20 protein-coding genes, 5 pseudogenes and 1 riboswitch are annotated in these 26,167 nt (G+C 62.2%); of the genes and pseudogenes, 15 read left to right on the top strand and 10 right to left on the bottom strand.

Annotated features, from left to right (window positions below; genetic code table 11):
- Positions 1-141: transposase domain-containing protein (locus DBO86_RS24360; RefSeq protein ID WP_146173178.1), on the top strand; the 141-nt coding region annotated here is incomplete at its 5' end.
- A gap of 24 nt (positions 142-165) precedes the next feature.
- Here DBO86_RS24360 and DBO86_RS24355 read toward each other — a convergent pair.
- The 4 genes from DBO86_RS24355 to DBO86_RS24340 form a co-directional block, all read right to left on the bottom strand.
- The gene (locus DBO86_RS24355) at positions 166-570 is read right to left on the bottom strand and encodes a ketosteroid isomerase-related protein (RefSeq protein WP_108235108.1); all 405 of its coding nucleotides are present in this window, start codon (positions 568-570) and stop codon (positions 166-168) included.
- Between the two features lie 111 nt (positions 571-681).
- Entirely contained in the window at positions 682-1,263 is a 582-nt protein-coding gene (locus DBO86_RS24350; RefSeq protein WP_088339292.1) for a TMEM165/GDT1 family protein, read from the bottom strand.
- Positions 1,264-1,358: 95 nt separating this feature from the next.
- Positions 1,359-1,479: riboswitch (yybP-ykoY riboswitch) on the bottom strand.
- A gap of 125 nt (positions 1,480-1,604) precedes the next feature.
- Positions 1,605-2,609, bottom strand: a complete 1,005-nt coding sequence (locus DBO86_RS24345) for a class I SAM-dependent methyltransferase (protein ID WP_108235107.1) — start codon at positions 2,607-2,609, stop codon at positions 1,605-1,607.
- Between the two features lie 117 nt (positions 2,610-2,726).
- Positions 2,727-3,692, bottom strand: a complete 966-nt coding sequence (locus tag DBO86_RS24340; RefSeq protein WP_004424499.1) for a 2-hydroxyacid dehydrogenase — start codon at positions 3,690-3,692, stop codon at positions 2,727-2,729.
- Positions 3,693-3,771: 79 nt separating this feature from the next.
- Here DBO86_RS24340 and DBO86_RS24335 point away from each other — a divergent pair, with 79 nt between their 5' ends.
- Complete coding sequence (locus DBO86_RS24335; protein ID WP_108235106.1) at positions 3,772-4,401, top strand: LysE family translocator; 630 nt, start codon at positions 3,772-3,774, stop codon at positions 4,399-4,401.
- A 45-nt stretch (positions 4,402-4,446) separates the two neighbouring features.
- Here DBO86_RS24335 and DBO86_RS24330 read toward each other — a convergent pair whose 3' ends face one another.
- A complete protein-coding gene (locus DBO86_RS24330; RefSeq protein WP_084340889.1) occupies positions 4,447-5,622 on the bottom strand; it encodes a thiolase family protein in 1,176 nt (391 codons plus the stop codon).
- Between the two features lie 191 nt (positions 5,623-5,813).
- Here DBO86_RS24330 and DBO86_RS24325 point away from each other — a divergent pair, with 191 nt between their 5' ends.
- The 5 genes and pseudogenes from DBO86_RS24325 to DBO86_RS24305 all read left to right on the top strand — a co-directional run.
- Positions 5,814-7,496 carry a fatty acid--CoA ligase gene (locus tag DBO86_RS24325; protein WP_108235105.1) on the top strand — a complete coding sequence of 561 codons (1,683 nt, stop codon included), beginning with the start codon at positions 5,814-5,816 and terminating at the stop codon, positions 7,494-7,496.
- Between the two features lie 218 nt (positions 7,497-7,714).
- Positions 7,715-9,694: a DUF1302 domain-containing protein gene (locus DBO86_RS24320; protein ID WP_108235104.1), complete on the top strand. Its 1,980-nt coding sequence runs from the start codon at positions 7,715-7,717 to the stop codon at positions 9,692-9,694.
- Between the two features lie 32 nt (positions 9,695-9,726).
- Positions 9,727-11,094 carry a DUF1329 domain-containing protein gene (locus DBO86_RS24315; RefSeq protein ID WP_108235109.1) on the top strand — a complete coding sequence of 456 codons (1,368 nt, stop codon included), beginning with the start codon at positions 9,727-9,729 and terminating at the stop codon, positions 11,092-11,094.
- Between the two features lie 319 nt (positions 11,095-11,413).
- A complete protein-coding gene (locus tag DBO86_RS24310; RefSeq protein ID WP_108235103.1) occupies positions 11,414-14,155 on the top strand; it encodes a winged helix-turn-helix domain-containing protein in 2,742 nt (913 codons plus the stop codon).
- A 138-nt stretch (positions 14,156-14,293) separates the two neighbouring features.
- Positions 14,294-14,468, top strand: a pseudogene (locus DBO86_RS24305) (alpha/beta fold hydrolase); the annotation flags it as partial.
- A 90-nt stretch (positions 14,469-14,558) separates the two neighbouring features.
- On the opposite strand, the pseudogene DBO86_RS24300 reads toward DBO86_RS24305, so the two are convergent.
- A pseudogene (locus DBO86_RS24300) lies at positions 14,559-15,327 on the bottom strand (metal-dependent hydrolase).
- Between the two features lie 213 nt (positions 15,328-15,540).
- On the opposite strand from DBO86_RS24300, the pseudogene DBO86_RS24295 reads away from it, so the two are divergent.
- The 6 genes and pseudogenes from DBO86_RS24295 to DBO86_RS24270 all read left to right on the top strand — a co-directional run.
- Positions 15,541-16,563 (top strand): annotated as a pseudogene (locus tag DBO86_RS24295) (AraC family transcriptional regulator).
- Positions 16,563-17,210, top strand: a complete 648-nt coding sequence (locus tag DBO86_RS24290) for an MBL fold metallo-hydrolase (RefSeq protein WP_004424486.1) — start codon at positions 16,563-16,565, stop codon at positions 17,208-17,210. The pseudogene DBO86_RS24295 and the gene DBO86_RS24290 overlap by 1 nt, the downstream one beginning before the upstream one ends.
- Positions 17,211-17,274: 64 nt before the next feature.
- On the top strand, positions 17,275-17,943 hold the full coding sequence (locus DBO86_RS24285; protein ID WP_004424484.1) for a YiaD family glycine zipper/OmpA-like lipoprotein: 669 nt from the start codon (positions 17,275-17,277) through the stop codon (positions 17,941-17,943).
- Positions 17,944-18,087: 144 nt separating this feature from the next.
- Positions 18,088-18,744: a YiaD family glycine zipper/OmpA-like lipoprotein gene (locus DBO86_RS24280; RefSeq protein ID WP_004424482.1), complete on the top strand. Its 657-nt coding sequence runs from the start codon at positions 18,088-18,090 to the stop codon at positions 18,742-18,744.
- Between the two features lie 204 nt (positions 18,745-18,948).
- Positions 18,949-19,593 (top strand): annotated as a pseudogene (locus DBO86_RS27180) (CHASE domain-containing protein).
- Positions 19,571-20,100: pseudogene (locus DBO86_RS24270) on the top strand (EAL domain-containing protein); the annotation flags it as partial. The pseudogenes DBO86_RS27180 and DBO86_RS24270, both read left to right, overlap by 23 nt.
- Before the next feature lie 15 nt (positions 20,101-20,115).
- Here DBO86_RS24270 and DBO86_RS24265 read toward each other — a convergent pair.
- From DBO86_RS24265 to DBO86_RS24250, 4 genes are all read right to left on the bottom strand, one after another.
- Positions 20,116-21,012 carry an acyltransferase gene (locus DBO86_RS24265; protein ID WP_045736348.1) on the bottom strand — a complete coding sequence of 299 codons (897 nt, stop codon included), beginning with the start codon at positions 21,010-21,012 and terminating at the stop codon, positions 20,116-20,118.
- Positions 21,013-21,257: 245 nt separating this feature from the next.
- On the bottom strand, positions 21,258-23,351 hold the full coding sequence (gene pta / locus DBO86_RS24260) for a phosphate acetyltransferase (protein ID WP_108235102.1): 2,094 nt from the start codon (positions 23,349-23,351) through the stop codon (positions 21,258-21,260).
- 9 nt (positions 23,352-23,360) lie between these two features.
- Entirely contained in the window at positions 23,361-24,545 is a 1,185-nt protein-coding gene (locus DBO86_RS24255; protein ID WP_004424469.1) for an acetate kinase, read from the bottom strand.
- Entirely contained in the window at positions 24,546-24,755 is a 210-nt protein-coding gene (locus DBO86_RS24250) for a DUF3565 domain-containing protein (RefSeq protein WP_371254512.1), read from the bottom strand. It lies immediately after the preceding gene.
- An 87-nt stretch (positions 24,756-24,842) separates the two neighbouring features.
- Here DBO86_RS24250 and DBO86_RS24245 point away from each other — a divergent pair, with 87 nt between their 5' ends.
- Both DBO86_RS24245 and DBO86_RS24240 read left to right on the top strand, forming a co-directional pair.
- Complete coding sequence (locus tag DBO86_RS24245; protein WP_108235101.1) at positions 24,843-25,328, top strand: FKBP-type peptidyl-prolyl cis-trans isomerase; 486 nt, start codon at positions 24,843-24,845, stop codon at positions 25,326-25,328.
- A 186-nt stretch (positions 25,329-25,514) separates the two neighbouring features.
- A complete protein-coding gene (locus DBO86_RS24240) occupies positions 25,515-26,000 on the top strand; it encodes a glutathione peroxidase (protein ID WP_084340896.1) in 486 nt (161 codons plus the stop codon).
- Positions 26,001-26,167: the final 167 nt, after the last annotated feature.

Genomic DNA, 26,167 nt, shown 5'->3' with positions numbered 1-26,167 from the left:
GAAACTGCCAAAGCCAACGGGCAAGAGCCTTACGCCTGGTTGCGCCACATCCTTGAACGCCTGTCAGCGGCGAGCCGCGTCGAGGATTACGAAGCGCTGCTGCCGTGGAACTGCTCGCCAGCTTCTGCCTCTGCTTCCTGAAAAAACCGTCCGCCAGGACGGGGTTTATGGAGCGGTTACGAAGCTTTCCATGTTGAACATGGTGCAGATTTCCTGGATTTCGTTGCCGGAGGTGAACGTCCAGAACGCCATGGCCGAGATGCTCAGCACCTTGTCGCTGGGCGGGTAGCCCAGTGCGGGTTTCTGGATGGTGCCGATCAGGGTGCTCCAGGTCACCACCTTGTAGCCTTCGGCGATGCACTCCTCGATCACCACCTGCAGGTCCGGCATTGCAAGGCGGATGTCCTGCACCATCTGCACGAAGCCGGCGCTGCCAAGCGGCCTGCCAATGAACGAGCTCTTGTAGAGGAAATCGCGGCTGTGCAGTTGTTCAGCCAGCGCCAGGCGCCCCTTGTTCCAGACTAGGTCGATGTGCTGGCATGCCAGCTTCTTGCGATCATCCAATGACATACTGTCCTCCCGGCTGCAGGCCGTCTCCATGTGACGTGGCGGGCACTTTAGCAGCAGGGAGGAGGGGGCTGGGATTGGCCGAAATGCCGGCTCGTTGACGTCAGTGGTTCGTCAGATCAGACCGCTCAGCTTCAGCGCCTGGTAGCCGGCATAGATTGCCAGCGCGGCGAAGGCGCAGGCGGCCAGGCGGCGGATCAGGGTCAGCGGCAGGCGTTCGGCTGCGAAATTGCCCGCCAGGACCACCGGTACGTTGGCGATCAACATGCCCAGTGTGGTGCCGACCACCACCAGAATGAAGTGCGGGTACTGCGCGGCCAGCATCACGGTCGCAACCTGAGTCTTGTCGCCCATCTCGGCGAGGAAGAAGGCGATCAGCGTGGTGAGGAAGGGGCCGTATTTCTTCAGGCCGGATGCCTCGTCGTCGTCGAGTTTGTCCGGCACCAGGGTCCAGGCTGCCACGGCGACGAAACTCGCAGCGAGAATCCAGCTCAGCGTGGCGGGCGAGAAGAAGCCGGCAACCCAATTACCCACGGCGCCGGCAGCGAAATGGTTGGCCAGGGTGGCGACGACTATGCCCCAGATGATCGGCCAGGGCTTGCGAAAACGCGCGGCCAGCAGCAGAGCGAGCAGCTGGGTTTTGTCACCGATTTCGGCGAGGGCAACGATCAGGGTGGGAACGAACAGCGATTCCAGCATCAGGTTTCCTACAGGGGGGCGGGTCGACACGGCTTATGACACGAACGACCTTCCCGCCCCGGGTATAGGTTGTGCGTGTCATAGGTCTTGTCAAACCGCAGGCCTCTCTATGTAGGCCTTGGGTCGTATACGCCATGCTCTGCGGAGCAAGTGTGTTGACGTATACCGGGCGAGCAGGGCGCTCGCTGGAGACTACTCCCCTAGGACGGGCGCAATTGTGCCCAAGTGCTCGGTGCAGGGCAAGCCCGTCGATCAACGTCAGTCATCTTGTAGGGTGGGCTTTAGCCCACGCCGGGCGAGCAAGTCGGTGGGCTGAAGCGGAGCGCCGCCCGGCCCCCCTACGGGCTTTTTGCAAAGGCCTGGTAGATGCGAAAACCGTCCGCCTCGGCCAGGGTGCGGCAGGGGCCGAGATGACGCTCGATCAGGGGTGGGTATTTGAGGAAGCTGTTGGCCACCAGGCGCAGCTCGCCACCTATTATCAAGTGGCGAGCCGCCTGGCTCAGCAGGTTCTCGCTGGCCTGGTAGTCGGTATGCACGCCCTGATGGAACGGCGGGTTGCTGACGATGGCGCTGAGTCCCTCGGGTGCCGATTCGATGCCCGTGCCGGCGATCAGGTTGGCTGACAGGCCATTGCGCGCGAGGGTCAGGCGGCTGCTTTCCAGGGCGAAGGCGTCGACATCCAGCAGGCTCAGCTCGCTGTCTGGGTAACGCCTTTTGAGCGCGGCGCCGAGCACTCCAGCGCCGCAACCGAAGTCGAGCAGGTGGCCGCTGGGCAGGTCATCCAGATGCTCCAGCAGCAATGCGCTGCCGCGATCCAGGCGGCCATGGGCGAATACGCCGGGCAGGGTAACGATTTCCAGTGTGCCGTCGGCCAACTGCAATGGGTAGCTCTGTGCCTGGGCATGCAGGTCCGGTACTGCTGGCGCTTGATCCACCTCGACGCACCAGAGTTGGCAATGTCGCGCGCTGTCGAGCTTGCGCGGCTTGCCATAGGCGGCCAGCTGTTTCGCCGCGCGTTCGATACCGCCACGTTTTTCACCGACCAGGTACAGCGGCTTGCCTGCCAGGCGCGAGGCCAGCACTTGCAGCAGGTAGTCGGTCAGCTCGCGTGACTTGGGCAGGAACAGCACAGCGGCGCGGTAGTCGCCTTCCGGCAGGCGTGTGTCGAAGTGGCTGCGACCGGCAAAGCGTGCGGTGAGCAGTGCCTGATCGCCCGCATGCCAGTTCCAGCCACGAGCCTGCGGCAGGGCGCCAAGCAGGTCGTCAGCCGGCAGGCCGGCCAGTAACAGCTCGCCACTGAATAGCTCGGCGTGGCGCAGGAGAACTTCGCTTCGCGGGTCCATGGTATTTCCTGAGAATCTGTTTACGGCGCGTGGTGTAGGAGCGAGCTCTGCTCGCGAAGATTTTGCTGTTGACCGTGTTCGCTCGCGACGCACGCTCCTACAAGAAAGCTGCGCAGCTTACCCGACGACTCGCAGTGGCGCACCGGCGAAGAAACCAGCGGCGTTTTCCACGACCTGGCCAACGATGCGCTGGCGCGCTTCCTGGCTGCCCCAGGCGCTGTGCGGGGTGACGATCAGGCGGGGAATGTCGGCGGCCAGCAGCGGGTTGCCGTCCTTCGGTGGCTCCTGCAGCAGTACGTCGGTTGCGGCGCCGCCCAGATGGCCACGGCGCAGGGCATCGGCCAAGGCCTGTTCGTCGACCAGGCCGCCACGCGCGGTGTTGATCAGGAATGCGCGTGGCTTCATCAGGGCCAGCTCCTCGGCGCCGATCATGTTGCGGGTCTGCTCGTTGAGTGGGCAGTGCAGGGTCAGCGCATCGACTTGCGGCAGCAGTTCGTGCAGCGGCAGGCGATCGGCGCGCGCGGGGCGGCCGGGCAGTTGGCCAAGCAGCACGCGCATGCCGAAGGCTTCGGCCAGGCGGGCGACGGCGCCGCCCAGTTCGCCATGGCCGAGCATGCCCAGCGTCTTGCCTTCGAGTTCGACGATGGGGTGATCGAGCAGGCAGAACTGACTGGCTTGTTGCCAACGACCGGCAGCGATATCGCGCTGGTAGTCGGGCAGGCGCGTGGCCAGGGCCAGCAGCAGCATCAAGGTGTGCTGTGCCACGGACGGGGTGCCGTAGCCCTGGCAGTTGCACACGGTTACGCCGTGGTCACTGGCGGCTTTCAGGTCGATGTTGTTGATGCCGGTAGCGGTTACCAGAACCAGTTTCAACTCTGGGCAGGCAGCGAAGGTGGCGGCGTCCAACGGCACCTTGTTGCTGATGGCGACCTGGGCCCCTTGCAGGCGTTCGGCGACCTGATCCGGACGTGTGTGCGCGTGCAGGGTCAGCTCGGCGAACGCCTGATGCAGCGGTTGCATGTCGAGGTCGCCAAGGTCGAGGGAGGCATGGTCGAGGAAGACGGCGCGTGGGCTGTTGCTCATCAGCTGTACCTTTTCGCAGGAGGGTCGCAAGAGTAGATTGGCGAGCCTACCAGACCTTCAGCGTCGATGCGGAGCCGCCATGTACTGGAGTGAATTTCTCACCGTTGCCTTGATTCACCTGCTGGCGGTGGCCAGCCCTGGGCCTGATTTCGCCATCGTTGTGCGCGAGAGCGTCGGCTACGGTCGCCGCGCGGGACTGTTCACCGCCGTCGGAGTGGGCACCGGGATTCTGGTCCACGTCACTTATTCGTTGCTCGGTATCGGCCTGATCGTGTCGCAGTCCATCGTCCTGTTCAACGCGCTGAAATGGCTGGCGGCTGCCTACCTGCTGTATATCGGTATCAAGGCGCTGCGCGCGCGCCCGGCCGACTCGGCCAGTGCCGAGCTGAATCTGGCCGCCGGCGAGCGCAGCGGTCGTGGCGCCTTCGTCACGGGGTTTATCACCAATGGCTTGAATCCCAAGGCGACGCTGTTCTTCCTGTCGCTGTTCACCGTGGTGATCAACCCGCATACCCCAGTGGTGGTGCAGGCCGGTTACGGCCTGTATCTGGCGCTGGCCACCGCGTTCTGGTTCTGCCTGGTAGCCTGGCTGTTCAGCCAGCAGCGCGTGCGCGCCGGCTTTGCCCGTATGGGGCACTGGTTCGATCGGCTGATGGGCGCAGTGTTGGTCGGCATCGGTGTGAAGCTGGCGCTGAGCGAAATGCGCTAAACCAAAGAGCCCCGCAACTGCGGGGCTCTTTGGTGATGGGCTGGCTTACAGCAGTTCGATGGCGACTGCGGTGGCTTCGCCGCCGCCGATACACAGCGAGGCGACGCCGCGTTTGCCGCCTTTCTTCTGCAGGGCATTGATCAGGGTGAGGATGATCCGCGAGCCGGTGGAGCCGACCGGATGGCCCTGGGCGCAAGCACCGCCGAAGACGTTGACCTTGGCGTGATCCAGGCCGTGCTCGCGCATGGCGAGCATGGTCACCATGGCGAAGGCTTCGTTGATCTCGAACAGATCGATCTCATCCTTGCTCCAGCCGGTCTTCTTCAGCAGGTTGCCCATGGCGCCGATGGGGGCCAGGGTGAACTCGCTCGGGTCCTGACTCTGGGTCGCATGCGCAACCACCTTGGCCAGCGGCTTGAGACCGCGCTTGGCGGCTTCATCAGCAGTCATCAATAGCAGTGCGCTGGCGCCGTCGGAAATAGAACTGGCGTTGGCGGCGGTGATGGTGCCGTCCTTCTTGAAGGCGGGTTTGAGCGCAGGAATCTTGTCCAGGTTGGCCGTCAGCGGCTGTTCATCATCCTTGACCACCACTTCACCCTTGCGCGAGGTGACGGTGACCGGGACGATCTCCGCGTCCAGCGAGCCGTCCTTGATCGCCGCCTGCGCGCGGCGCAGCGATTCGATGGCATAGGCGTCCATTTCCTCACGGGTGATGCCGTACTGGTCGGCCGTTTCCTGGGCGAAGGAGCCCATCAGGCGGCCAGTGCGCGCGTCTTCCAGGCCGTCGAGGAACATGTGGTCCTTGATCTCGCCATGGCCCATGCGCAGGCCGGTGCGGGCCTTTTCCAGCACATAGGGCGCGTTGGACATGCTTTCCATGCCGCCGGCGATCATTACCTGGTTGCTGCCGGCCTTCAGCGAGTCGAAGGCCATCATCACCGCCTTCATGCCCGAGCCGCACAGCTTGTTGATGGTGGTGCAACCGGTGGCAGAGGGCAGTCCGGCATTGAGCGACGCCTGGCGGGCCGGACCTTGCTTGAGACCAGCAGGCAGTACGCAGCCCATGATCACTTCCTGCACGTCGGCCGGCTCGATACCGGCACGCTTGACTGCCTCGCGAATGGCAGCAGCGCCCAGCTCGACAGCTGGCACGCTGGCCAGGCTGCCTTGAAAACCGCCCATGGGAGTACGGGCGCCGCTGACGATGACGATATCGGACATGGTGTTACCTCGAACGAAAGTATGGGGCGATGAAGCCTGTTTCGGGACTGACTAGCTGGGTTGATTCTAACCTGTGACCAAAAGTGGCCATAGGGTCACGTGGCAAATCATTCTTTGGGCTGATTTAGCTGTGCATGAGCCGCTCTAGAGTCGTTGCATACCTATTTCCTCGTGTGCCTCAAGGTGACTTCATGCTGCAGACTCGACTGATCCCTCCCGCCAATAACGCCCACGCCTATCCGCTGCTGATCAAGCGCCTGCTGCTGTCCGGTAGTCGTTACGAGAAGACCCGTGAAATCGTTTATCGCGACAAGCTGCGCTACAGCTACGCCACCTTCAACGAGCGTGTCGCGCGCCTGGCCAACGTGCTTAGCCAGGCGGGGGTCAAGGCCGGTGATACCGTGGCTGTCATGGACTGGGACAGCCACCGCTATCTGGAGTGCATGTTCGCCATTCCCATGCTCGGCGCGGTGCTGCACACCATCAACATCCGCCTGTCGCCGGATCAGATTCTCTACACCATGAACCATGCCGAAGACCGTTTCGTGCTGGTCAACAGTGAGTTCGTGCCGCTGTACAACGGTATTGCCGGTCAACTGACCACGGTGGAGAAAACCCTGCTGTTGACCGATGGCGAAGACAAGAACGCCGACCTGCCGAACCTCGTTGGCGAGTACGAGAGCCTGCTGGCTGCGGCCAGCCCGCACTATGACTTCGCCGATTTCGATGAGAACTCGGTGGCTACGACCTTCTATACCACTGGCACCACTGGTAACCCCAAGGGCGTGTACTTCACCCATCGGCAACTGGTGCTGCACACCATGTCCATGGCGACCACCATGGGCGGCCTGGACAGCATCCGCCTGATGGGCAACGACGATGTCTACATGCCGATTACGCCGATGTTCCACGTGCATGCCTGGGGCGTGCCGTACGTGGCCACCATGCTCGGGGTCAAGCAGGTATATCCCGGCCGCTACGAGCCGGACATGCTTTGCCGCCTGATCAAGGAAGAGAAGGTCACCTTCTCCCACTGCGTGCCGACCATTCTGCAGATGCTGCTGAGCGCGCCAGGTGCGCAGGGCCATGATTTCGGCGGCATGAAGATGATCATCGGTGGTAGCGCGCTCAATCGCTCCCTCTACGAGGCGGCCAAGGAGCGTGGTATCCAGCTGACCGCGGCCTATGGCATGTCCGAGACCTGCCCACTGATTTCCTGCGCTTACCTCAATGAGGAGCTGCGCGCCGGTAGCGAGGACGAGCGCACCACCTATCGAATCAAGGCCGGTATTCCGGTGCCGCTGGTGGAAGCCGCAATCATGGATGCCGATGGCAAATTGCTGCCGAGTGATGGCGAATCCCAGGGCGAGCTGGTGCTGCGCGCGCCCTGGCTGACCCAAGGCTATTTCCGTGAGCCTGAGAAGGGCGAGGAACTTTGGGCCCACGGTTGGCTGCACACCGGCGATGTGGCGACCATCGATGGCATGGGCTTCATCGAAATCCGTGACCGCATCAAGGACGTGATCAAGACCGGTGGCGAGTGGATTTCCTCGCTGGAACTGGAGGACCTGATCAGTCGTCACTCGGCGGTGCGTGAGGTGGCGGTGGTGGGCGTGCCCGATCCGCAGTGGGGTGAACGGCCATTCGCCTTGGTGGTGTTGCGTGACGCGCAGGGTTTGGATGCCAAGGGGCTAAAGGAGCACCTCAAGCCTTTCGTCGAGCAAGGCCACATCAACAAGTGGGCGATTCCCACGCAGATCGCGCTTGTTACCGAAATTCCCAAGACCAGCGTCGGCAAACTGGACAAGAAGCGCATTCGCGTCGAAATCGCCCAGTGGCAGGAGGCGGGTAGCACGTTCCTGTCCACGCTGTGAGGTGCGAATTGACTGGGCGGTGAAAGTGACCGCTCAGTCAAACAAGCGTTTGGCTTGCTAATTGCTGTTTCCCGTCCATGCTTGGCTAGGGGCAGGGCCTGAAACCTGCGAGCCAGAGAGCCAGGGGGGCTGCAAATCACACTTTCGAGGGATCAAGCAGTACCACCTGCTGGCTATAGTCCAAGCATCCATAACAAAAAACACATGGAGTAGCGTCGATGACAACAAAAACAAAACCCTACTGGCGCCTGGCAAAACTGCCGCTGGCCGTCAGCCTCGCTTCCACCCTTGCCGCTCCGGCATTCGGCGTCACTTTCAATATCGGTGAGATCGAAGGGCAGTTCGACTCGTCGCTGTCGGTGGGGGCCAGTTGGTCGACTGCCGAACGGGATAAGCGTTTCATTGGTGAGGCCAATGGCGGCACGGGCTACACCCAGACCGGCGACGATGGCCGGCTGAACTTCAAACGTGGTGAAACTTTCTCCAAGATTTTCAAGGGTATCCATGACCTTGAGCTGAAGTACGGTGACACTGGCGTATTCGTACGCGGCAAGTATTGGTATGACTTCGAACTGAAAGACGAAGGTCGTCCATTCAAGGATATCGAGGACAAGGGGCGTAAACAGGGAGCCAAGTCCTCTGGCTACGAGTGGCTCGACACCTTTGTCTATCACAACTACAGCATTGGCGATCAGCCTGGTTCGGTACGCCTGGGCAAGCAGGTGGTCAGCTGGGGTGAGAGTACCTTTATCCAGAACAGTATCAACTCGATCAACCCGGTCGATGCCGCCGCCTTCCGCCGTCCTGGCGCCGAAGTCAAGGAAGGCCTGATCCCAGTCAATATGTTCTATGTGGCACAGAGCATCACAGATCAGCTGTCTATGGAGACCTTCTATCAGCTGAGCTGGAAACAGACGGTTGTCGATAACTGCGGCACCTTCTTCTCCACGGCCGATGTGGTTGCCAACGGCTGCAACGACAATTACAACATTCTCAACAGTCAACTGGTTGGCTTGCTGGAGGGGGTTGATGCGTTGAATGCTTCTGCATTGGGAGGAGCCATGGCTCCCACCAGCACTGCGGATGCCGGTTTGGCTTATACCCAGGAAGGCATGCTGTTTCGTCGTGGCAAGGACAACACGGCCCGCGATGACGGGCAGTGGGGCCTGGCTCTGCGCTGGCAGGGCGACAATACCGAGTATGGTGCCTACTTCATGAACTACCACAGCCGCACGCCCTTCCTGAGCGTGAAGAATGCCGATGCAGCGGCGCTGGCGAATATCGTGGGTGCCTGGCAGGGCATCTATAACACCCTGGGTGCGAGTATGGCCGGTGGTGGGCTCAACTGGTTCAACTCGGGAAATTACTGGGGGGCCGGTGGCGACGGTAACCCGAACCTGGGAGCAGGAGCTGGCGCTGGCTACAACCCCACATTGGGCGCTCAATCCCAACTCTTGGCGGCTGCAGCGGTGGCGGTCGGCAACGGTAGCTACTTCATGGATTATCCGGAGGACATCAGGCTCTATGGTCTGAGCTTCTCCACTACTCTGCCTACCGGCACCGCCTGGCAGGGCGAGATCAGCTATCGGCCGAATGCCCCGGTTCAGCTCAACACCCAGCAGATGACCCTGGCTCCGGCCAAGGCCGCGCAGGGGACGTCGGCTCCGGGCGCTATCCAGAAAGGCTACAACCGTAAGGAAATCACCCAGATCCAGACCACCTTTACCCACTTCATCGATCAGGTGCTGGGGGCCAGCCGTCTGACTCTGGTGGGTGAGGTCGGCTTCACCCATGTCGGTGGATTGGAAAGCAAGAGCAAGAATCGCTACGGCCGCGATCCGATCTATGGCATCACCGGCAGCGCTGTGGACCCCAATGAAACCTCGATGGCTCGCTATGGGGATCACGGTTATGTCACCGCCAATTCCTGGGGTTATCGTGCACGGGCGATCCTCGACTACTCCAATGCTTTCCTCGGGGCCAACCTGCGTCCCAGCGTGGCGTTTTCCCATGATGTCGACGGCTATGGCCCCAACGGCCTGTTCAACGAAGGAGCCAAGGCCGTCAGCTTGGGCCTGGATGCCGACTACCAGAACACCTATACCGCCAGCCTGTCCTACACCAACTTCTTTGATGGTCGTTACAACACGTTGGTCGACCGCGACTTCGTCGCTCTCAGCTTCGGCGTGAATTTCTAAGCGGCCAGGAATTTCGAGGAATTATGATGCAAATGAAAACAACAAAAAAACTGTGGCAAAGCGGTGTCCTGACCCTGTCTCTGCTGGCGACCGGCGTGATGGCGGCAGTGTCGCCTGACGAGGCTGCGAAGTTGGGCACCACCCTGACTCCGGTGGGCGCCGAGATGGCAGGCAATGCCGATGGCTCGATCCCGGCCTGGACTGGCGGCCTGCCGACCAATGCCGGCGCGGTCGATCCGCGTGGCTTTTTGGCCGATCCGTTCGCCAACGAGCAGCCGCTGTTCACCATCACCGCGCAGAACGTCGAGCAGTACAAGGACAAGCTGACCCCTGGCCAGATGGCGATGTTCAAGCGCTACCCGGAAAGCTACAGGATGCCGGTCTATCCGACTCACCGTTCGGCCAGCCTGCCGGCCGCAGTGCTCGAGGCGACCAAGCAGAACGCGGTGAACACCAGGATGGTGGAAGGTGGCAACGGCCTGGAGAACTTCCAGACCGCCAACCCCTTCCCGATCCCGCAGAACGGTCTGGAAGTGATCTGGAACCACATCACCCGCTACCGCGGTGGCAGCGTGCGTCGTCTGGTGACCCAGGCGACTCCGCAGCCGAACGGTTCCTACTCGCTGGTCTACTTCCAGGACGAGTTCGTCTTTCGCGATGCGTTGACTGATTACGACTCGAGCAAGTCCAGCAACGTGCTGTTCTACTTCAAACAGCGGGTGACTGCGCCTTCGCGTCTGGCTGGTAACGTACTGTTGGTACACGAGACGCTCGATCAGGTGAAAGAGCCGCGTCTGGCGTGGCTGTACAACGCCGGTCAACGTCGCGTGCGCCGTGCGCCGCAGGTGTCCTACGATGGCCCGGGCACCGCAGCTGACGGCCTGCGTACCTCGGACAACCTCGACATGTACAACGGTGCGCCGGATCGTTACGACTGGAAACTGGAAGGCAAGAAGGAGATCTATATCCCCTACAACGCCTACAAGCTCGATTCGCCCAGCCTGAAGTACTCCGAAATCGTCAAGGCTGGCCACATCAACCAGGATCTGACCCGTTACGAGCTACACCGTGTATGGCACGTGACCGCGACCCTGAAATCGGGCGAGCGTCACATCTACGCCAAGCGTGACTTCTACATCGACGAGGACACCTGGCAAGCTGCTTTGATCGACCACTACGATGGCCGTGGCACCCTGTGGCGCGTAGCTGAGGGGCATGCCCAGTACTACTACGACAAGCAAGTGCCGTGGTACACCGTGGAAACCCTTTACGACCTGCTGTCCGGTCGCTACCTGGCCCTGGGTATGAAGAACGAGGAGAAACAAGCCTACGACTTCAACTACAAGGCATCCAGCAGCGACTACACTCCGGCGGCGCTGCGCCAGGCAGGCGTGCGCTAAAACCTGCCTCAGGCAACACGATGAAGCCGGCCTTGTGCCTAATGCCAGTCAGTTAAGCCGTTGCACTCGATCTTTGTAGGAGCCGGCTTGCCGGCGATCCGCCATAAAAAGCATCGCCAGCAAGCTGGCTCCTACGAAAAGCGCCCCCTCTACTGCAAGTAGGAGGGGGTGGTGACGAACTTATCTGATCAGCATTAGGCCTTGCGCCGGCTTTTTCGTTACGGACTGTAGCGGGCGCTTCAAATGGCCATTGCAAGTCGCTAGGCTGGGTCCAGATCGAGCCCGCCGATGCACATAGAAGACTTCCAAGAATAGGCCGATGACAGATCTCTCCCGCTCGCCAGGTTTTCCCTGCACGCCGGCCACGCCGGTGGAAGCGCGTTTTTATCGTCCGCCGCTGCCGGCAGGACATATGCCGCGGCCCAGACTGTGCGAGCGTCTTGAGAAGGGTCTGCAAGGGCGATTGCTGCTGGTCAGTGCGCCAGCAGGCTTTGGCAAAAGCTCGCTGGCCATCGAGTTCTGCGAACGACTACCCGATCACTGGCACAGCCTCTGGCTCGGGCTGAGCGAGCGCGATCATGATCCGGGGCGCTTCCTTGAGCGTCTGTTACAGGGGCTGCAGCAGTTCTACCCCGGTTTGGGGGAGGAGGCGCTCGGGCTGCTGAAGATGCGCCAACGCCACCAACCCTTCGCATTCGAGCAGTGGCTTGACGGTTTACTCGATGAGCTGACCCAGCAACTCGATGATGGTCAACCGCTGTTGCTGGTGCTGGACGACTACCATCTGGCGCAGGGGCCGGTGCTGGATCGTTGTCTGCAATTCTTCCTCAACCATTTACCTCCTGGTGTGCTGCTGTTGGTCACCAGTCGTCAGCGGCCTGACTGGCACCTGGCGCGCCTGCGTCTGTCGCGACAGTTGCTGGAGCTCAACGAGCAGGATCTGCGTCTGACGGCTGCCGAGCTCGACGCGCTGTTGGCAAGTCAGGGCGCGCGCCTCGAGCAGCAGCAGGTCAGCGGGATTCTGCAGCGCAGCGAGGGGTGGATCGCTGGCTTACGCCTCTGGCTGTTGGCTGTCGAGGAACTGGCGGAAGCTGGCGAGGTGCTTCAACTGCACGGCGGTGAAGGGCTGATCCGTGAATACCTGCTCGAGGAAGTCATCGAGCGGCAGCCCGTCGAGGTGCAACAGTTCCTTTATGAAACCGCCTGCATGGAGCGCTTCTGCGCTGAGCTGTGCGATGCGGTTCGTGACAGCCATGACAGCGCCGCGATCATCCGTCATCTGCAGGCCAATCAGGTGTTTCTGGTGCCGCTCGACGAGCAGGGGCACTGGTTTCGCTATCACCACCTGTTCTCCGACTTGCTCAATGCGCGCTCTGCCGACGGATTGAGTCGTTCGCACGGTAGCGCCCACCTGCGTGCCTGTCGCTGGTTCACTGCGCAAGGCATGCTGGATGCCGCCATCGAGCAGGCGCTGCTGGCGGGGCAGGCAGACGTGGCCGCCAGCCTGGTGCAGAACCTGTCCGAGGAGCAGATGCTGGCGGAACAGAACATCGCCATGCTGCTGCGCTGGAAAACCAATCTGCCGGACGATCTGCTGGCCAGCACACCACGACTGATCATGCTCTATGGCTGGGCACTGGCATTGGCCTGCCAGCTGGATGCCGCCCAAGAGCTGCTTGATCAGCTCGCACGCTTCCTTCCAGCAGCCGAGCCTTCCGCCCAGCGCAGCCTGCTGGCGCAGTGGCAGGCGCTCGACGGGATTATCGCCCGTGGTCGCGGCGATGGTGCACGTGCCGAGCAGCAATGTAGCGAGGCCTTGGTCGGCTTACCGGTGGAGCGTTATGGCCCGCACTTCATGTGCTTGTCGGCGTTGTCCAATCTGGCCATGGTGCGTGGCGATCTGTGGCGTGCGCGTGGGCTGAACCGCGACGCTCTGGAGCTGGCGCAGCGTATCGACAACCCTCTGCTCGAGGCGCTTGCCCACTACGAGCGTGCCCGCGTGCTGCAGGCCCGTGGTGAGGTGCTGCGCGCGCAAGAGGAGGTGCATCAGGGATTGCTGCTGGTGCAGCGCCTGCCGGCACAGCGTAGTTACTCGGTGCGAGCGCGGTTGACGATTTATGAGGGCTATCTGCTTAGTCTGCGCTTGCAGCCTCAGGCCGTGGAGCGCTTGCGGGCGGGAATTGCCGAAGCGCGAGCCTGTCGCGACGTTGGGGCGCTGATCGGCTATTGCGTGCTGGCTAGCCTGGAAGGACGTGATGGAAGGCCTGCCGAGGCATTCGCACTGCTCGGTGAGGCCGAGCGCTTGATGCACGTCTGGGATGTGCCAGCGATTTATTACTTGGCGATGATCACGCTGATCAAGTGCGAGCTGTGGTTGCGTCAGGGGCAGGTCGAGCTGGCCGCTGCCTGGCTACCGCAGTTGGCGGAGACCTATGGTGATCAGGGGCGGGCACTGGCGCCAGAGTTTCACCCGCAGTTGGCGTTGCATATCGATTTGCAGCAGGCTGCTCTGGAGCGTCTGCAGGGCGAGCTGGAGCATGCGGAGCGCCGTCTGCGTGCGTTGCAACAGCGTGCACAGGGGCTGGGTGGTCAGTTGGTCGGCCTGGTGGCGCAGGCCCAACTCGCCCAGCTACTAAAGCAAACCGGGCGAGAACGGGAGGCACAGCAGCAGCTCGACACTTGCCTGGATCTCGCTCAGGGCGGTGCCCTGTTACCTTTCATTGAGCTGTTGCAGCATCAGCCTCGGTGGTTACGTGAGCGCTTGCAGGGGCGTCAGGCCTGTCCGCTGCGCGACGCCTTACTTGCCCAGTTGTCGGGCAGTCGGGATTCGGACGAGGAGATTATTGCAGAGGAGAGCGCCCTGGCGGAAAAACTCAGTCTCCGCGAGTTGGCTGTGCTGCAGTTGATCGCGCGTGGCTGTTCCAATCAGGAGATCAGCGAGCGTCTGTTCATCTCCCTGCACACGGTCAAGACCCACGCCCGTCACATCAACAGCAAACTCGGTGTCGAGCGGCGTACTCAGGCGGTAGCGCGGGCCAAGGGGCTCGGCCTGCTGCGCTGATGTGTGCCTCACAGGAAAAGTCTGGAACGCATCTAGCAGGCTGGACCTTCGTCCTGACGCAGCAGCAGCGGGGCGGCAAGCTGGTGCCGATAGAACTGGCCGGATATCCGAGGTGCAAGGTGCTGTGGATGATCGCTGCCACGCTGCTTGATGTGGGGTGAGCGTAATCGCTGGATTTCGCCCAAACAGGTGCCGCTGTGGCAACGTGATTTACCTGGGGCAGGTCAAGGTCTACCCGGGCGTGGGGCACATTCCCATGGAGGAAATTCCCCAGCAGAGCGCAGCCGATGCAATGAAATTTCTACTGAGCTGAGTGGAGCCAGAAAGGCCCAGCGAAAACTCGGGTCATGAACACGCCCGGACAGATTCCGGGCTTGTTTGTATTGCGTGGCGAAGCTGCGCTTCAGTCGGCTCCGGCCTGAATCAACGGGGGACCATCGAACTCGTCCCGTGCGGCGTGCAGCAGTTCCAGGTTGCTGTGTTGCCAGGGGGAAGCCGTCCTTGAAAAAGTCCAGATAAGTGCTGATCAGCGGGCGGAACACGCCTTCCTTGCCCCACATCCAGCGGTCTAGCACGAAGAAGAAGGTGCCATTGATCATCGCTCGGCGCAGCAACTTGCGGCTGCCACACACCTGGTTGTAGACATCGAAGGCCACCGCTTTATGCTCGGTCTCCTCGAGTGCATGCCAACGCCACAGGCGCGCCAGCGTCGGGAGGGCGTCGGCTATGTAGCCGCCATTTCTCAGCAGGCCATCGGCCATGATCGCGGTGATGTGTTCCAGCGCCGCAGTCGCGGCCAGCTGGCGTTATGGCGAGAACTTCCTCTGGGTGTAGCGGATGCACGTCCGGGCGGGTTTCTCGATGCGCTCTACGTCGTAGCCCAGGTCGCGCAGGCGCTGGCTGTACTCGAGATGCTCACGGCTGTGATGGCCTTCCTGGCCGATGAAGCCGCGAATCTGTTCATTGAGCACCGGGTCGTCGATGCGGTCGCGGAACTGGCGCACCGAATCGATGAAGAACCGCTCGCCATCGGGAAACAACACCGACATGGCATCGAACAAATGGGTCTTGAAGGCGTCGCCGCCGTTCCAGTGGCGCGGCAGCGGGTTGGGCAGATCGAAATCCATGTGCCTGGGACGAATCTGCAATCCTTCCGGTGTGGTGCTGGCCATGAGAACTCCATTGCGCTGTTTGACTGGTTCCCACTATGGGCGTCATGCGCCGCTGGGCACAGGTTCGTAACAGCCAAGGTGACAGTCATATCCGGCCAGTGCGTTTTTCCAGCAGAAAGTTGGGGCAGCAGCAGGGCAGCAAGCATGGATTCGCTGAGCTAAGGTTCGCAATCGGGAAGGTCATTTGCGGCCAGTCGCCAGAACAACGAACTCATGAAACAAACCCTCAACTTCACCGCCGAACTGGTTCCTGTTGCTTACGCCGAGGCACTGCTGGCGCTGGCCGAAGAGCTCGGCCTGGCGCGTGCCGAGCTGTTTGCCGCCGCGCGGGTACGCCCAGAAGTGCTTGGCAGTCCCAATGCCCGACTGTCCTTTATCGACTTTCACCACCTGATTCAGGCTGCGCTGGAGCGGTGCGGCGAACCGGCGCTTGGTCTGGTACTGGGCCAGCGCCTGAACGTCTCCACCCACGGCATACTCGGTTACGCGGTGCTGTCCAGCGCCAATCTGGGCAAGGCGCTGCAGTTCGCCCTGAAATACTGTCGCGTGCTTGGTCTGTCCTTCGAGCTGGAACTGGTGGAGCAGGGCGAGGACATTGAATAACGCGCCGTCGAGTCTTTCCCTATGGGGCCGCAATCGCGCTTTACCGCAGAGGGTCTTTTGGCCAGCATCCACACAATTGCGCGCTTTCTCCTGGGGGAAGAGTTGCAGGGCTTGGCCGTCGGTTTCGCTCATCCCGCGCCGGACTACGCCGAGCGCTATGCCGAGGCGTTCGGTGTGGCCGCACAGTTCGAACAGCCCTTTCATTGGCTGCGTTTACCCCGGCATTACCTGCAACGGCCCATGGCCCTGGCCAACCCGGCCACGGTACAGATGTGCGAGCAACAGTGCGAAGCGCTGCTGGTCAGTCTCGATGTGCAGGACGGCCTACTCACACGGGTGCGACGCCTGTTGTTGACGCGCCCCGGCGACTTTCCCGACCTGGAAAGCGCCGCCAGCGCCCTGCACACCAGCGGCCGCAGCCTGCGTCGGCACGTGACGCAGATGGGTACCAGCCATCAGCAGGTGCTCGACGACGGGCGCAAACGGCTGGCCCTGCAGTACCTGACCACCACGCATTTGCCGCTGCATGAAATCGCCCAGTTGCTGGGTTTCAGCGATCCGTCCAACTTCCGCCGTGCATTCCGCAAATGGACCGGTAAACTTCCCGGCGATTACCGAAATGAGGTTCCCTGATGAGCTCTGTCGAACGCCCCGCCCTGATCCGCGAAACCTTCCCTGTCGGCCCCTTGCAGTGCAACTGCACCATCATCGGCGACCCGATTACCAAGAAGGCCATCGTGGTCGATCCGGGTGGCAATCCCAATCTGATCATGGCGCGGCTGGAGGCTCATGGCCTCAAGGTGGTGAGCATCATCCACACCCATGCGCACCTCGATCACTTCCTTGCCTCGGGGCAGATGAAGGAGAAGACCGGTGCCACGCTGCACCTGCACAAGGAGGATCAGTTCCTCTGGGACAATCTGGAGATGCAGTGCAGCATGTTCGGCGTGCCTTACACGCCCGTGCCGGCGCCGGACAAATGGCTGGCCGATGACGAGGAACTGGCCTGTGGCTGCGGCGTGGCCTTGCATACGCCAGGGCACACGCCGGGTTCGATGAGCTTCTGGTTCGAGGGTGCCAAGCTGCTGATCGCCGGTGACACTCTGTTCCGTCGCGGTATCGGCCGTACCGATCTGTGGGGCGGTGATTACGCGACCATCGAGCGTTCGATCAAGCAGCGCCTGTACAGCCTCGACGAGGATGCCACCGTGGTTACCGGCCATGGCCCGGACACTCGCCTGGGCGATGAGATGCGCGAGAACCCCTTTATTCGCGCGTGAGAGGGCACTAATGGCGGCGTGATGACTCAAAGAGCCATCACCCACCGTTCATGGAGACGCCTTCATGTTTCGCCTGCCTGTTATTGCCCTTTGCACCTCTGCGCTGCTGCTTGGCGGTTGCGCCTCGCAGAACCCCTACGATCAGAGCGCACCGAGCTCCAACCGCACCGCCACCTACGGTGGTATCGGTGCGCTGGCCGGCGCGGCTGCCGGTGCGCTGATCAACCATGACAACCGCGGCAAGGGCGCGCTGATCGGCGCGGCCGTGGCCGGTGCCGCAGCGGCAGGTTATGGCTACTACGCCGACAAGCAGGAAGAGGAACTGCGCCGCAGCATGCAGGGCACCGGCGTCGAGGTGCAGCGCCAAGGCGATGTGATTCAGTTGATCATGCCCGGCAACATCACCTTCGCTACCGACTCGGCGCAGATCGCCAGCAGCTTCTATCAGCCGCTGAACAACCTGGCCAATTCCTTCCGCCAGTACAACCAGAACAGCATCGAGGTTGTCGGGCATACCGACAGCACCGGCTCGTATAGCTACAACATGGAGCTGTCGCAGCGTCGCGCGCAAAGCGTGGCCGACTATCTGTTGGCGCAGGGTGTCGACCCCAGTCGCTTGAGTACCCGTGGTATGGGGCCGGATCAGCCCGTAGCCAGCAACGCCACCGCTGAAGGCCGTGCGCAGAATCGCCGTGTCGAAGTGATACTGCGACCGCTGCCAGGTATGCAGTAACGCGCGTGTACGGGGCAGAACTGCTCTGGATCGCAGTCCCTATCCGCCCGGGCTGATAAGCTAGGGCGGAACTTCACCGCGCCTTGGCGGCTCGAAGATTGTGGCATGTCTGCCCGATACCAGAAGAAATCCTAAGGAATCCCTATGAAGACCAGACGCAATCTGATCGCAGCAACTGCGCTCATGGCCATGCTGGCTGGCTGCACCACCAACCCCTATACCGGTGAAAGTCAGGCCGGCAAAGCTGGCATCTATGGCGGCATCGGCGCCGCGACCGGTGCGGTGATCGGTGCTGCGACTTCTAGCAAAAAGGACCGCACCAAAGGCGCGCTGATCGGTGCTGCCGTCGGTGGCGCCGCCGGTGGTGGTTACGGCTATTACGTCGACACCCAGGAGGCCAAATTGCGCCAGACCCTGCAGGGCACTGGCGTGCAGGTGCAACGCAACGGCGATGATCTGAAACTGATCATGCCGGGCAATATCACCTTCGCCAGCAACTCGGCGGATATCTCCAGCAGCTTCTACCCGACCCTCAATTCGCTGGTGCTGGTGTTCAAGGAGTTCAACAAGAACGGAGTGAACATTGTCGGCCATACCGACAGCACCGGTTCGCAGGAACTCAATCAGAGCCTGTCGCAGCGTCGCGCTCAGAGCGTGGCCAACTACCTGACCGCCAACGGCGTGCCGGGGCAGCGCATCTCGGCATACGGTGCTGGCCCGAGCCAGCCGATTGCCAGCAACGCCACCGATGCTGGCCGTGCGCAGAACCGCCGTGTCGAGATCAACCTGCGTCCGCTCTAAGGCCGCATTGCGTTGAACGAAGCCTCCCTCTGGGAGGCTTTTTCATGTTGATTGACAAGCACTGTTGCTGACGTCTTTCGGCGAGGCGCTAGAGGGCGTTTCCGACAACCTTCGTGACCGCCCGTCGTGTCCTTTGTGGTCAAAGGCCACTCATTCAAAACCTGACTAGAATGCTTGCTGTGGTTCTGTGATGTCCGCGCGCGGATGCCCCGTGTGCGTTGGTTCTGGATGACCGAGGGAGCGCGAATGGACGACAGAGCTGTCGAGTGGACGCCAAGGCCCTGGATACCGCTGCTGGCTGCACTTGGCCTGTTTATCGGGCTGGGTGGGTTGATTTATTGGCAGTGGAATACCCTGCAGGAACGTGAGCGGGAAGATAGTCAGCATCGCTTTGCGCTTGAGGCGCAGGATATTGGTCAGCGAGTGATGGCGCGCATGCAGGCTTATGAAATGGTCCTGCGTGGCGTTTCGGGGCTGATGAACGGGAGTGACCGGGTTTCTCCCATCGAGTGGGAGCGGGCACTGGATCAGCTGCAATTGCAGGATCGTTATCCGGGAATACAGGCCGTCGCCTGGTCGCGCTACCTGAGCCACGCGCAGTTGGACGATTTTCGAGCCGAGCCGAGCTGAAAGCGGATGAGCACCTCGATTATCAGGTGTTTCCCGAGGGGGGAGCGCGAGTACTACTTGCCCATCGATTACGTCAGTCCTCTGGATTGGCGTAACCGGCGCGTACTTGGTTTCGACATGCTCAGCGATGCGATCCGTCGTCAGGCCATTGAGCGCAGCCTTGAGAGCGGTGATGCCAGCCTGAGTGGGCCGGTGGCGTCACGCCATCGAGAACGATGACTTCGTGCTGGTCTATCAGCCCCAGCTCCATCTCAATAGCGGCCGCCTGCGCGGCTTCGAGGCCTTGCTGCGCTGGCAGCATCGTGTCGTGGGTACCGTTGCGCCGAACGTGTTCATACCGCTGCTCGAAGAAACCCGCCTGATCAATTGCTTGAGCTGGGGGTGAAGATCGCCATCGATGACTTCGGCACCGGTTACTCGTCACTGGCTTATCTGCGTCATTTCGAGCTGGACACGCTGAAGATCGACCGTCTGTTCGTTTCCAACATGCTCGACTCACCGCGTGACGCCGCGGTGGTCAGCACCATCATCGATCTTGGTCGGCATCTGGGATTGGAGGTCATCGCCGAGGGTGTCGAAACTCAGGCGCAGCGCGAGTGGCTGACGCGGCACCACTGCAACATCATGCAGGGCTTTCTGGTGGCGCCGGGTGTATCGGCCGGCACCGCGATGCAGGTGCCGGCGCAGCTGGATTGGAGCAAGTTGCCCCTGCCACGTGGTGAATGAAGCGCCGCTGACGCTTCAGGCTTGCTGGTGAAGGCTGGCGAGCTCCGCGTCCTTCTCTTCCCACAGACGGTTGACCCACTGCTGGAATGCCAGGCGGTAATCGTCGTCCTGATCGTAGTTGCGGCCGATGAATTCGCGCGGAATATCGACCTGCCTGAAAATCACCTGCACAGCATCCAGTCGGCCACAGAGCAGGTCCCAGAAGCCCGGCACACCATGTGGGTAGTGGATGGTGACATTGACGATGGCATGCAGTTGTTCACCCATCGCGTCGAGCACGAAGGCGATGCCGCCGGCCTTGGGCTTGAGCAGGTACTTGAACGGCGACTGCTGCTGCGCATGCTTGGCCGGAGTCAGGCGGGTACCCTCGAGGAAGTTGAATACCGCCACGGGATTGGTCTTGTAACGCGCGCAGGCCTTGCGCGTGGTGGCCAGGTCCTGGCCGCGCTTTTCCGGGTACTTGGCCAGGTATTCCTTGCTGAAGCGCTTCATGAAGGGAAACTCCAGCGCCCACCAGCACAGGCCGATCACCGGTACCCAGATCAACTCCTGCTTGAGGAAGAATTTCAGCAGCGGCATGCGCTGGTTGAGCAGGTATTGCAGCACCAGGATGTCCACCCAGCTCTGGTGGTTGCTGGTCACCAGATAGGAGTGACGGGTATCGAAGCGCTCCAGCCCCTGAACCTTCCAGTCGATGTGGCCAACCAGGCGCATCCAGAATTTATTGATGCCGATCCAGCTTTCGGCGATGCCGTGCATGACGAAGCGCAGCGCGCGCTGGATCGGCGCGAAGGGCAGCAGCAGTTTGAGCAGGGCGACGAAGAACAGCGGCCAGCACCAGAACAGGGTATTGAGAGCCAGCAGCAGGCTCGCGATCAGGCCGCGCAGCGGCGCGGGAAGAAAGTGCAGCATCGGGCGAACGCCTCCATAAGCAGGCTGCACATCCGGCGGGCAGCCTGAGAAAGGGGCTTTCTATGTGCCCCGTATCAGTCGAAAGAGCTGCGGCGTTCCGTGCAGCGAGCTGGTTCGGCGCCAAGGGTAACGGTTGTGCACTGACCTGCAAGTGCCAGTGTTGACCATCAGGTTTTGTCTGCTCGCTGTTGCGGCCCGCGCGCGCCCAGCTTTTCATGGCGCGCACGCTGCACCTTTCGGCCTCTCTAGCTCGGCAGATCGGCCGCCTGAATCGCCGTCAGTGCGATGGTGTAGACGATGTCGTCGACCAGCGCACCGCGCGACAGGTCGTTCACCGGCTTGCGCAGGCCCTGCAGCATCGGCCCGACACTGATGCACTCGGCGCTGCGCTGCACCGCCTTGTAGGTGGTGTTGCCGGTGTTCAGATCAGGGAACACGAACACCGTGGCGCGACCGGCTACCGGACTGTTCGGCGCCTTCTGCCGGCCGACGCTCTCGATGGCCGCGGCGTCGTACTGCAGCGGGCCGTCGAGCAGCAGGTCCGGGCGTTTCTCGCGAGCCAGGCGGGTCGCGGCCCGTACCTTTTCCACCTCCTCGCCGCTGCCGGAATCACCAGTGGAGTAGCTGAGCATGGCCACCCGCGGCGGAATGCCGAAGGCCTGCGCCGAGGCGGCGCTCTGCAGAGCGATTTCCGCCAGTTGCTCTGCGTTGGGATCCGGGTTCACCGCGCAGTCGCCATAGACCAGCACCTGATCCGGCAGCAGCATGAAGAACACCGATGACACCAGGTTGTAACCCGGCGCAGTCTTGATCAGCTGCAGCGCCGGGCGAATGGTGTTGGCGGTGGTGTGAATGGCGCCAGACACCAGGCCGTCCACTTCGTCCAGTGCCAGCATCATGGTGCCGAGCACCACGGTGTCCTCCAGCTGCGCCTCGGCCATCGGCGCGTTGAGGCCCTTGCCCTTGCGCAGTTCGACCATCGGCTCGACATAGCGACCGCGAATCAGGTCCGGGTCGAGAATTTCCAGGCCTTCCGGTAGCTCGATACCTTGTGCTCGGGCGACAGCCTGCACGTCTTCCGGCTTGGCCAGCAGCACGCAGCGGGCAATGCCGCGCGCCTGACAGATGGCGGCGGCCTGAACGGTGCGTGGCTCGCTGCCCTCGGGCAGGACGATGCGCTTGGCAGCGGCCTTGGCGCGTTGCACCAGTTGGTAGCGGAAGGCCGGGGGTGACAGGCGCAGCTCCCGCGGCGTGCCGCAGCGCGCGCTCAACCAGTCATGATCGATATGCCCAGCAACGAAGTCGGAGACCTTCTCCGCGCGCTCGCGGTCATCCAGGGGGATTTCCTTGTTCAGGCGGTTGAGGTTGGTGGCGGTATCGTAGGAGCCGGTGCTAACGGTCATCACCGGCAGGCCACTGGCCAGGGCGCCCTGGCACAGCTCCATGATGCGTGGGTCGGGGGCGAAATCGCTGCACAGCAGCAGCCCGGCCAGCGGCACGCCATTCATCGCCGCCAGGCTGGCGGAAAGGATGATGTCGTCGCGATCACCCGGCGTCACCACCAGGGTGCCGGGCTTGAGCAACTGCACGCTGTTGGCCACCGCACGGGCGCAGAGCACGATCTTGAGCATGCGTCGCTGCTCGTAATCGCCAGCGTTGAGGATGCGCGCGCCGAGCAGCTCGGCGATGTCCTTGGTGCGCGGCGCGTTCAGTTCGTCCTGCCAGGGAATGCAGCCGAGCAGGCGGAAGTCCTGGCTCTTGAGCAGTGGTGAGAGTTCCAGCAGGCGCTCGGCAAAGGCGGTGATGCCATCTTCGCTGCGCACCTTGTTGAGAATCACGCCGAGCACCTTCGGGTCCTTCGGCCCGCCGAACAGCTGCGCCTGGATTTCGATGCGGTCGGACAGTTCGGTGAGGTTCTCGTCTTCCGGGGCGCTGACCAGGATCACGTCGGCATCCAGGCTCTTGGCCAGATGGAAATTGACCCGTGCGGCGTAGCTGGCGTGGCGCGTCGGTACCATGCCTTCGACGATGACCACGTCCTTGTCGGCGGCGGCCTGCTGGTAGAGGCTGATGATCTCCTCCAGCAGTTCATCCAGTTGACCATCGCCGAGCATGCGCTCGACATGGCTGAGCGGCAGCGGCTTGGGCGAGTTCAGACCGTGGGTGCGGGCGATCAGCTCGCTGGAGCGCTCCGGGCCGAGGTCGCCGGCATGTGGCTGGGCGATGGGCTTGAAGAAACCGACCTTGAGGCCGCTGCGCTCCAGCGCGCCGACCAGGCCGAGGCTGATGGAGGTGAGGCCGACACCGAAACCGGTGGGGGCGATGAAGAAGGTATGCATTAAAAAGCCTCAGTCGAGCAGGGCAAGGGTATCGAGGGCGATCTGCCGCTCTTCATTGGTGGGTACCACCAGCACGCGCGGGTGACCGTCGGCGTGAATGGCACCGGCGACGCCACGAATGCAGCGCGCATTGGCCGCAGGGTCGAGGGTAAAACCGAGCAGGCCGAGGTGGTCGAGCGTCTTGCTGCGGATCAGCGCCGAGTTCTCGCCGATACCGCCGGTGAAGATCAGGCCGTCGAGCCGGCGCAGCGCACAACTCATCGCCGCCAGCGACTTGGCCAGGCGGTAGCAGAACACCTCGATGGCCAGCGTGGCGCCGGCATGGCCCTGTTCGCGGGCTTGTTCCAGGGTGCGCATGTCGTTGGACAGGCCGGACAGGCCGAGCAGGCCGCTGTCCTTGTTGAGCATGGCGTCGATCTGCTCCAGACTCCAGCCCAGGGTGCGCGCCAAGTGGCTGTGCAGGTTGGGGTCGACGTCACCGCTGCGTGTGCCCATCACCAGGCCTTCCAGCGGGGTCAGGCCCATGCTGGTGTCACGGCTGTGGCCGTTCTCCACAGCGCAGGTCGAACAGCCATTGCCCAGGTGGGCCACCAGCCAACTACTGGCCTCTGGCGGCAGACCGGTCATCTGTGCCGCTTTGTGGCTGACGTAGCGATGGCTGGTGCCATGAAAGCCGTAGCGGCGCACACCATGCTCACGGTACAGCGCGGCCGGTACGGCGTAGCGATAGGCGTGTTCGGGCAGACTCTGGTGGAAGGCGGTATCGAACACGGCAACCTGCATCAGGCCGGGAAACAGCTTCATCGCCGCTTCGATGCCCAGCAGGTTGGCGGGGTTGTGCAGGGGCGCCAGCGGCGCGACCTGGCGGATAGCCTGCAGGCTGATAGTGTCCAGGCGCGTGGCCCCGGAGAAATACTCGCCGCCGTGTACCACGCGATGGCCGATGCCATGCAGTTCGCCAGCGGCGACGCGCTGCACGATAGGCAGCAGGTGCGACAGCGCCAGGCGATGGTCGGCGCCGGCAATTACCAGGCTGTCGCGCTCATCACCCTGCTGCCAGTGCAGGATGGCTTCGGGGCTGCCCAGGCGTTCGGCCAGGCCACTGAGGGGGAAGTGCTCCTGGGCTTCGTTGACCAAGGCGAACTTGATCGACGAACTGCCGCAGTTGATCACCAGAATGTTGCGTGCAGGCATTTAGATTTCCTTGAATTCATCGTGCGACCGCTCCCCGGCACACCAGCCGCAGCCGAAGGGGCTGCCCAGTCTGGCCTGGCGCTGTTCGGGGTCGAGTACCCAGGGCCGATTCTGCCAGGGTGGTCGGTGGCGCACATGCTGAGTGTGACCACAGGACAAGACTGCCACCCAGTCGCCGTGCTCGTCCTGACGAAAATCAACGATACGCACAGCCCGTTTGTCCGGGTTCGGGTCGCAATCGTGGGCGGCCTTGGTTAAACTTACCCATTCATTTCTCTTTTGCAAAAAGGTCTCCCCATGCTGATCGCCGCCAACAAGGCCGTCTCCATCGACTATACCCTGACCAACGATGCCGGTGAGGTGATCGACAGCTCCGCTGGCGGCGCGCCGCTGGTGTATCTGCATGGTGCCGGCAACATCATCGCCGGCCTGGAGAAGGCTCTGGTCGGCAAGCAAGCCGGCGATGAGCTGGACGTTTCCGTCGAGCCGGAAGAAGCCTACGGCGAATACAGCGCCGAGCTGGTCGCCACCCTGAGTCGCGCCATGTTCGAAGGTGTCGATACCCTGGAAGTGGGCATGCAGTTCCACGCTTCGGGCCCGGACGGCAGCATGCAGATCGTCACCATCCGCGACATCGACGGCGACGACGTGACCGTCGACGGCAACCACCCGCTGGCCGGCCAGCGCCTGAACTTCAAGGTCAAGGTCGTAGGTGTGCGTGACGCCAGCGAAGAAGAAGTGGCTCATGGTCACATCCATGGCGAAGGTGGTCACCACCACTGACAGGCTGAGTCGCCCGTCAGGCGACTTGCGGTCGTTCCGAACGGAGCAACTGCTGCTAAGCTCAAGCTTGCGATCAAGGCGCCTCACGGCGCCTTTTTCATGTATCCAGGTGTGCGCATTCGCGGCTGCCTTGAAGGTTTACGGGGCCTTGCGCCCGTTGCACTGAATTCGCTGAGGAAGTTCGTCATGAGTGCCTTTCACGATCTCAATTTACGCGCGCTGGATGGCCAGGAACTGCCACTGGCGCCCTACAAGGGCCAGGTGGTGCTGGTGGTAAACGTCGCCTCCAAGTGCGGCCTGACGCCTCAGTACGCGGGGCTGGAAAAGCTCTATCAGCAGTACAAGGGCAATGGCTTTACCGTGCTCGGCGTGCCCTGCAATCAGTTTGCCGGTCAGGAGCCGGGCAGCGAGGACGAGATCCGCTCGTTCTGCAGCCTCAACTATGGCGTGACCTTTCCGCTGGGTAGCAAGCTGGAGGTCAATGGCCCAGGGCGGCACCCGTTGTATCGCCTGCTGGCGGGCGAGGGCGCCGAGTTTCCAGGTGACATCACCTGGAATTTCGAGAAGTTTCTGGTCGGCGAGGATGGCCGCGTGCTGGCGCGATTCTCGCCGCGCACCACGCCGGATGATCCTGCACTGATCCAGGCCATCGAGAAGGCGCTCGGCCTCTAGGGTCTGTTGCCGTTTCGCGCACGGCCGCGACGGAGCCAGTTTTTGCGTGGGGCTAGGCGCGAGACGCGAAGTTTGGTCGCCCAAATGAGCCGTCGAGTAACGACGTACCACGCAAAAACTGGCCCGTCCCTTCGGGTTGCGCGGCAAATTGCGCCATGCGTCGTTGC

Source organism: Ectopseudomonas oleovorans (assembly GCF_003052605.1).
Classification (GTDB): domain Bacteria; phylum Pseudomonadota; class Gammaproteobacteria; order Pseudomonadales; family Pseudomonadaceae; genus Aquipseudomonas; species Aquipseudomonas oleovorans_A.
Note: the sequence above shows the minus strand (reverse complement) of the source record. Positions and strands in the feature narration are given on the sequence as shown.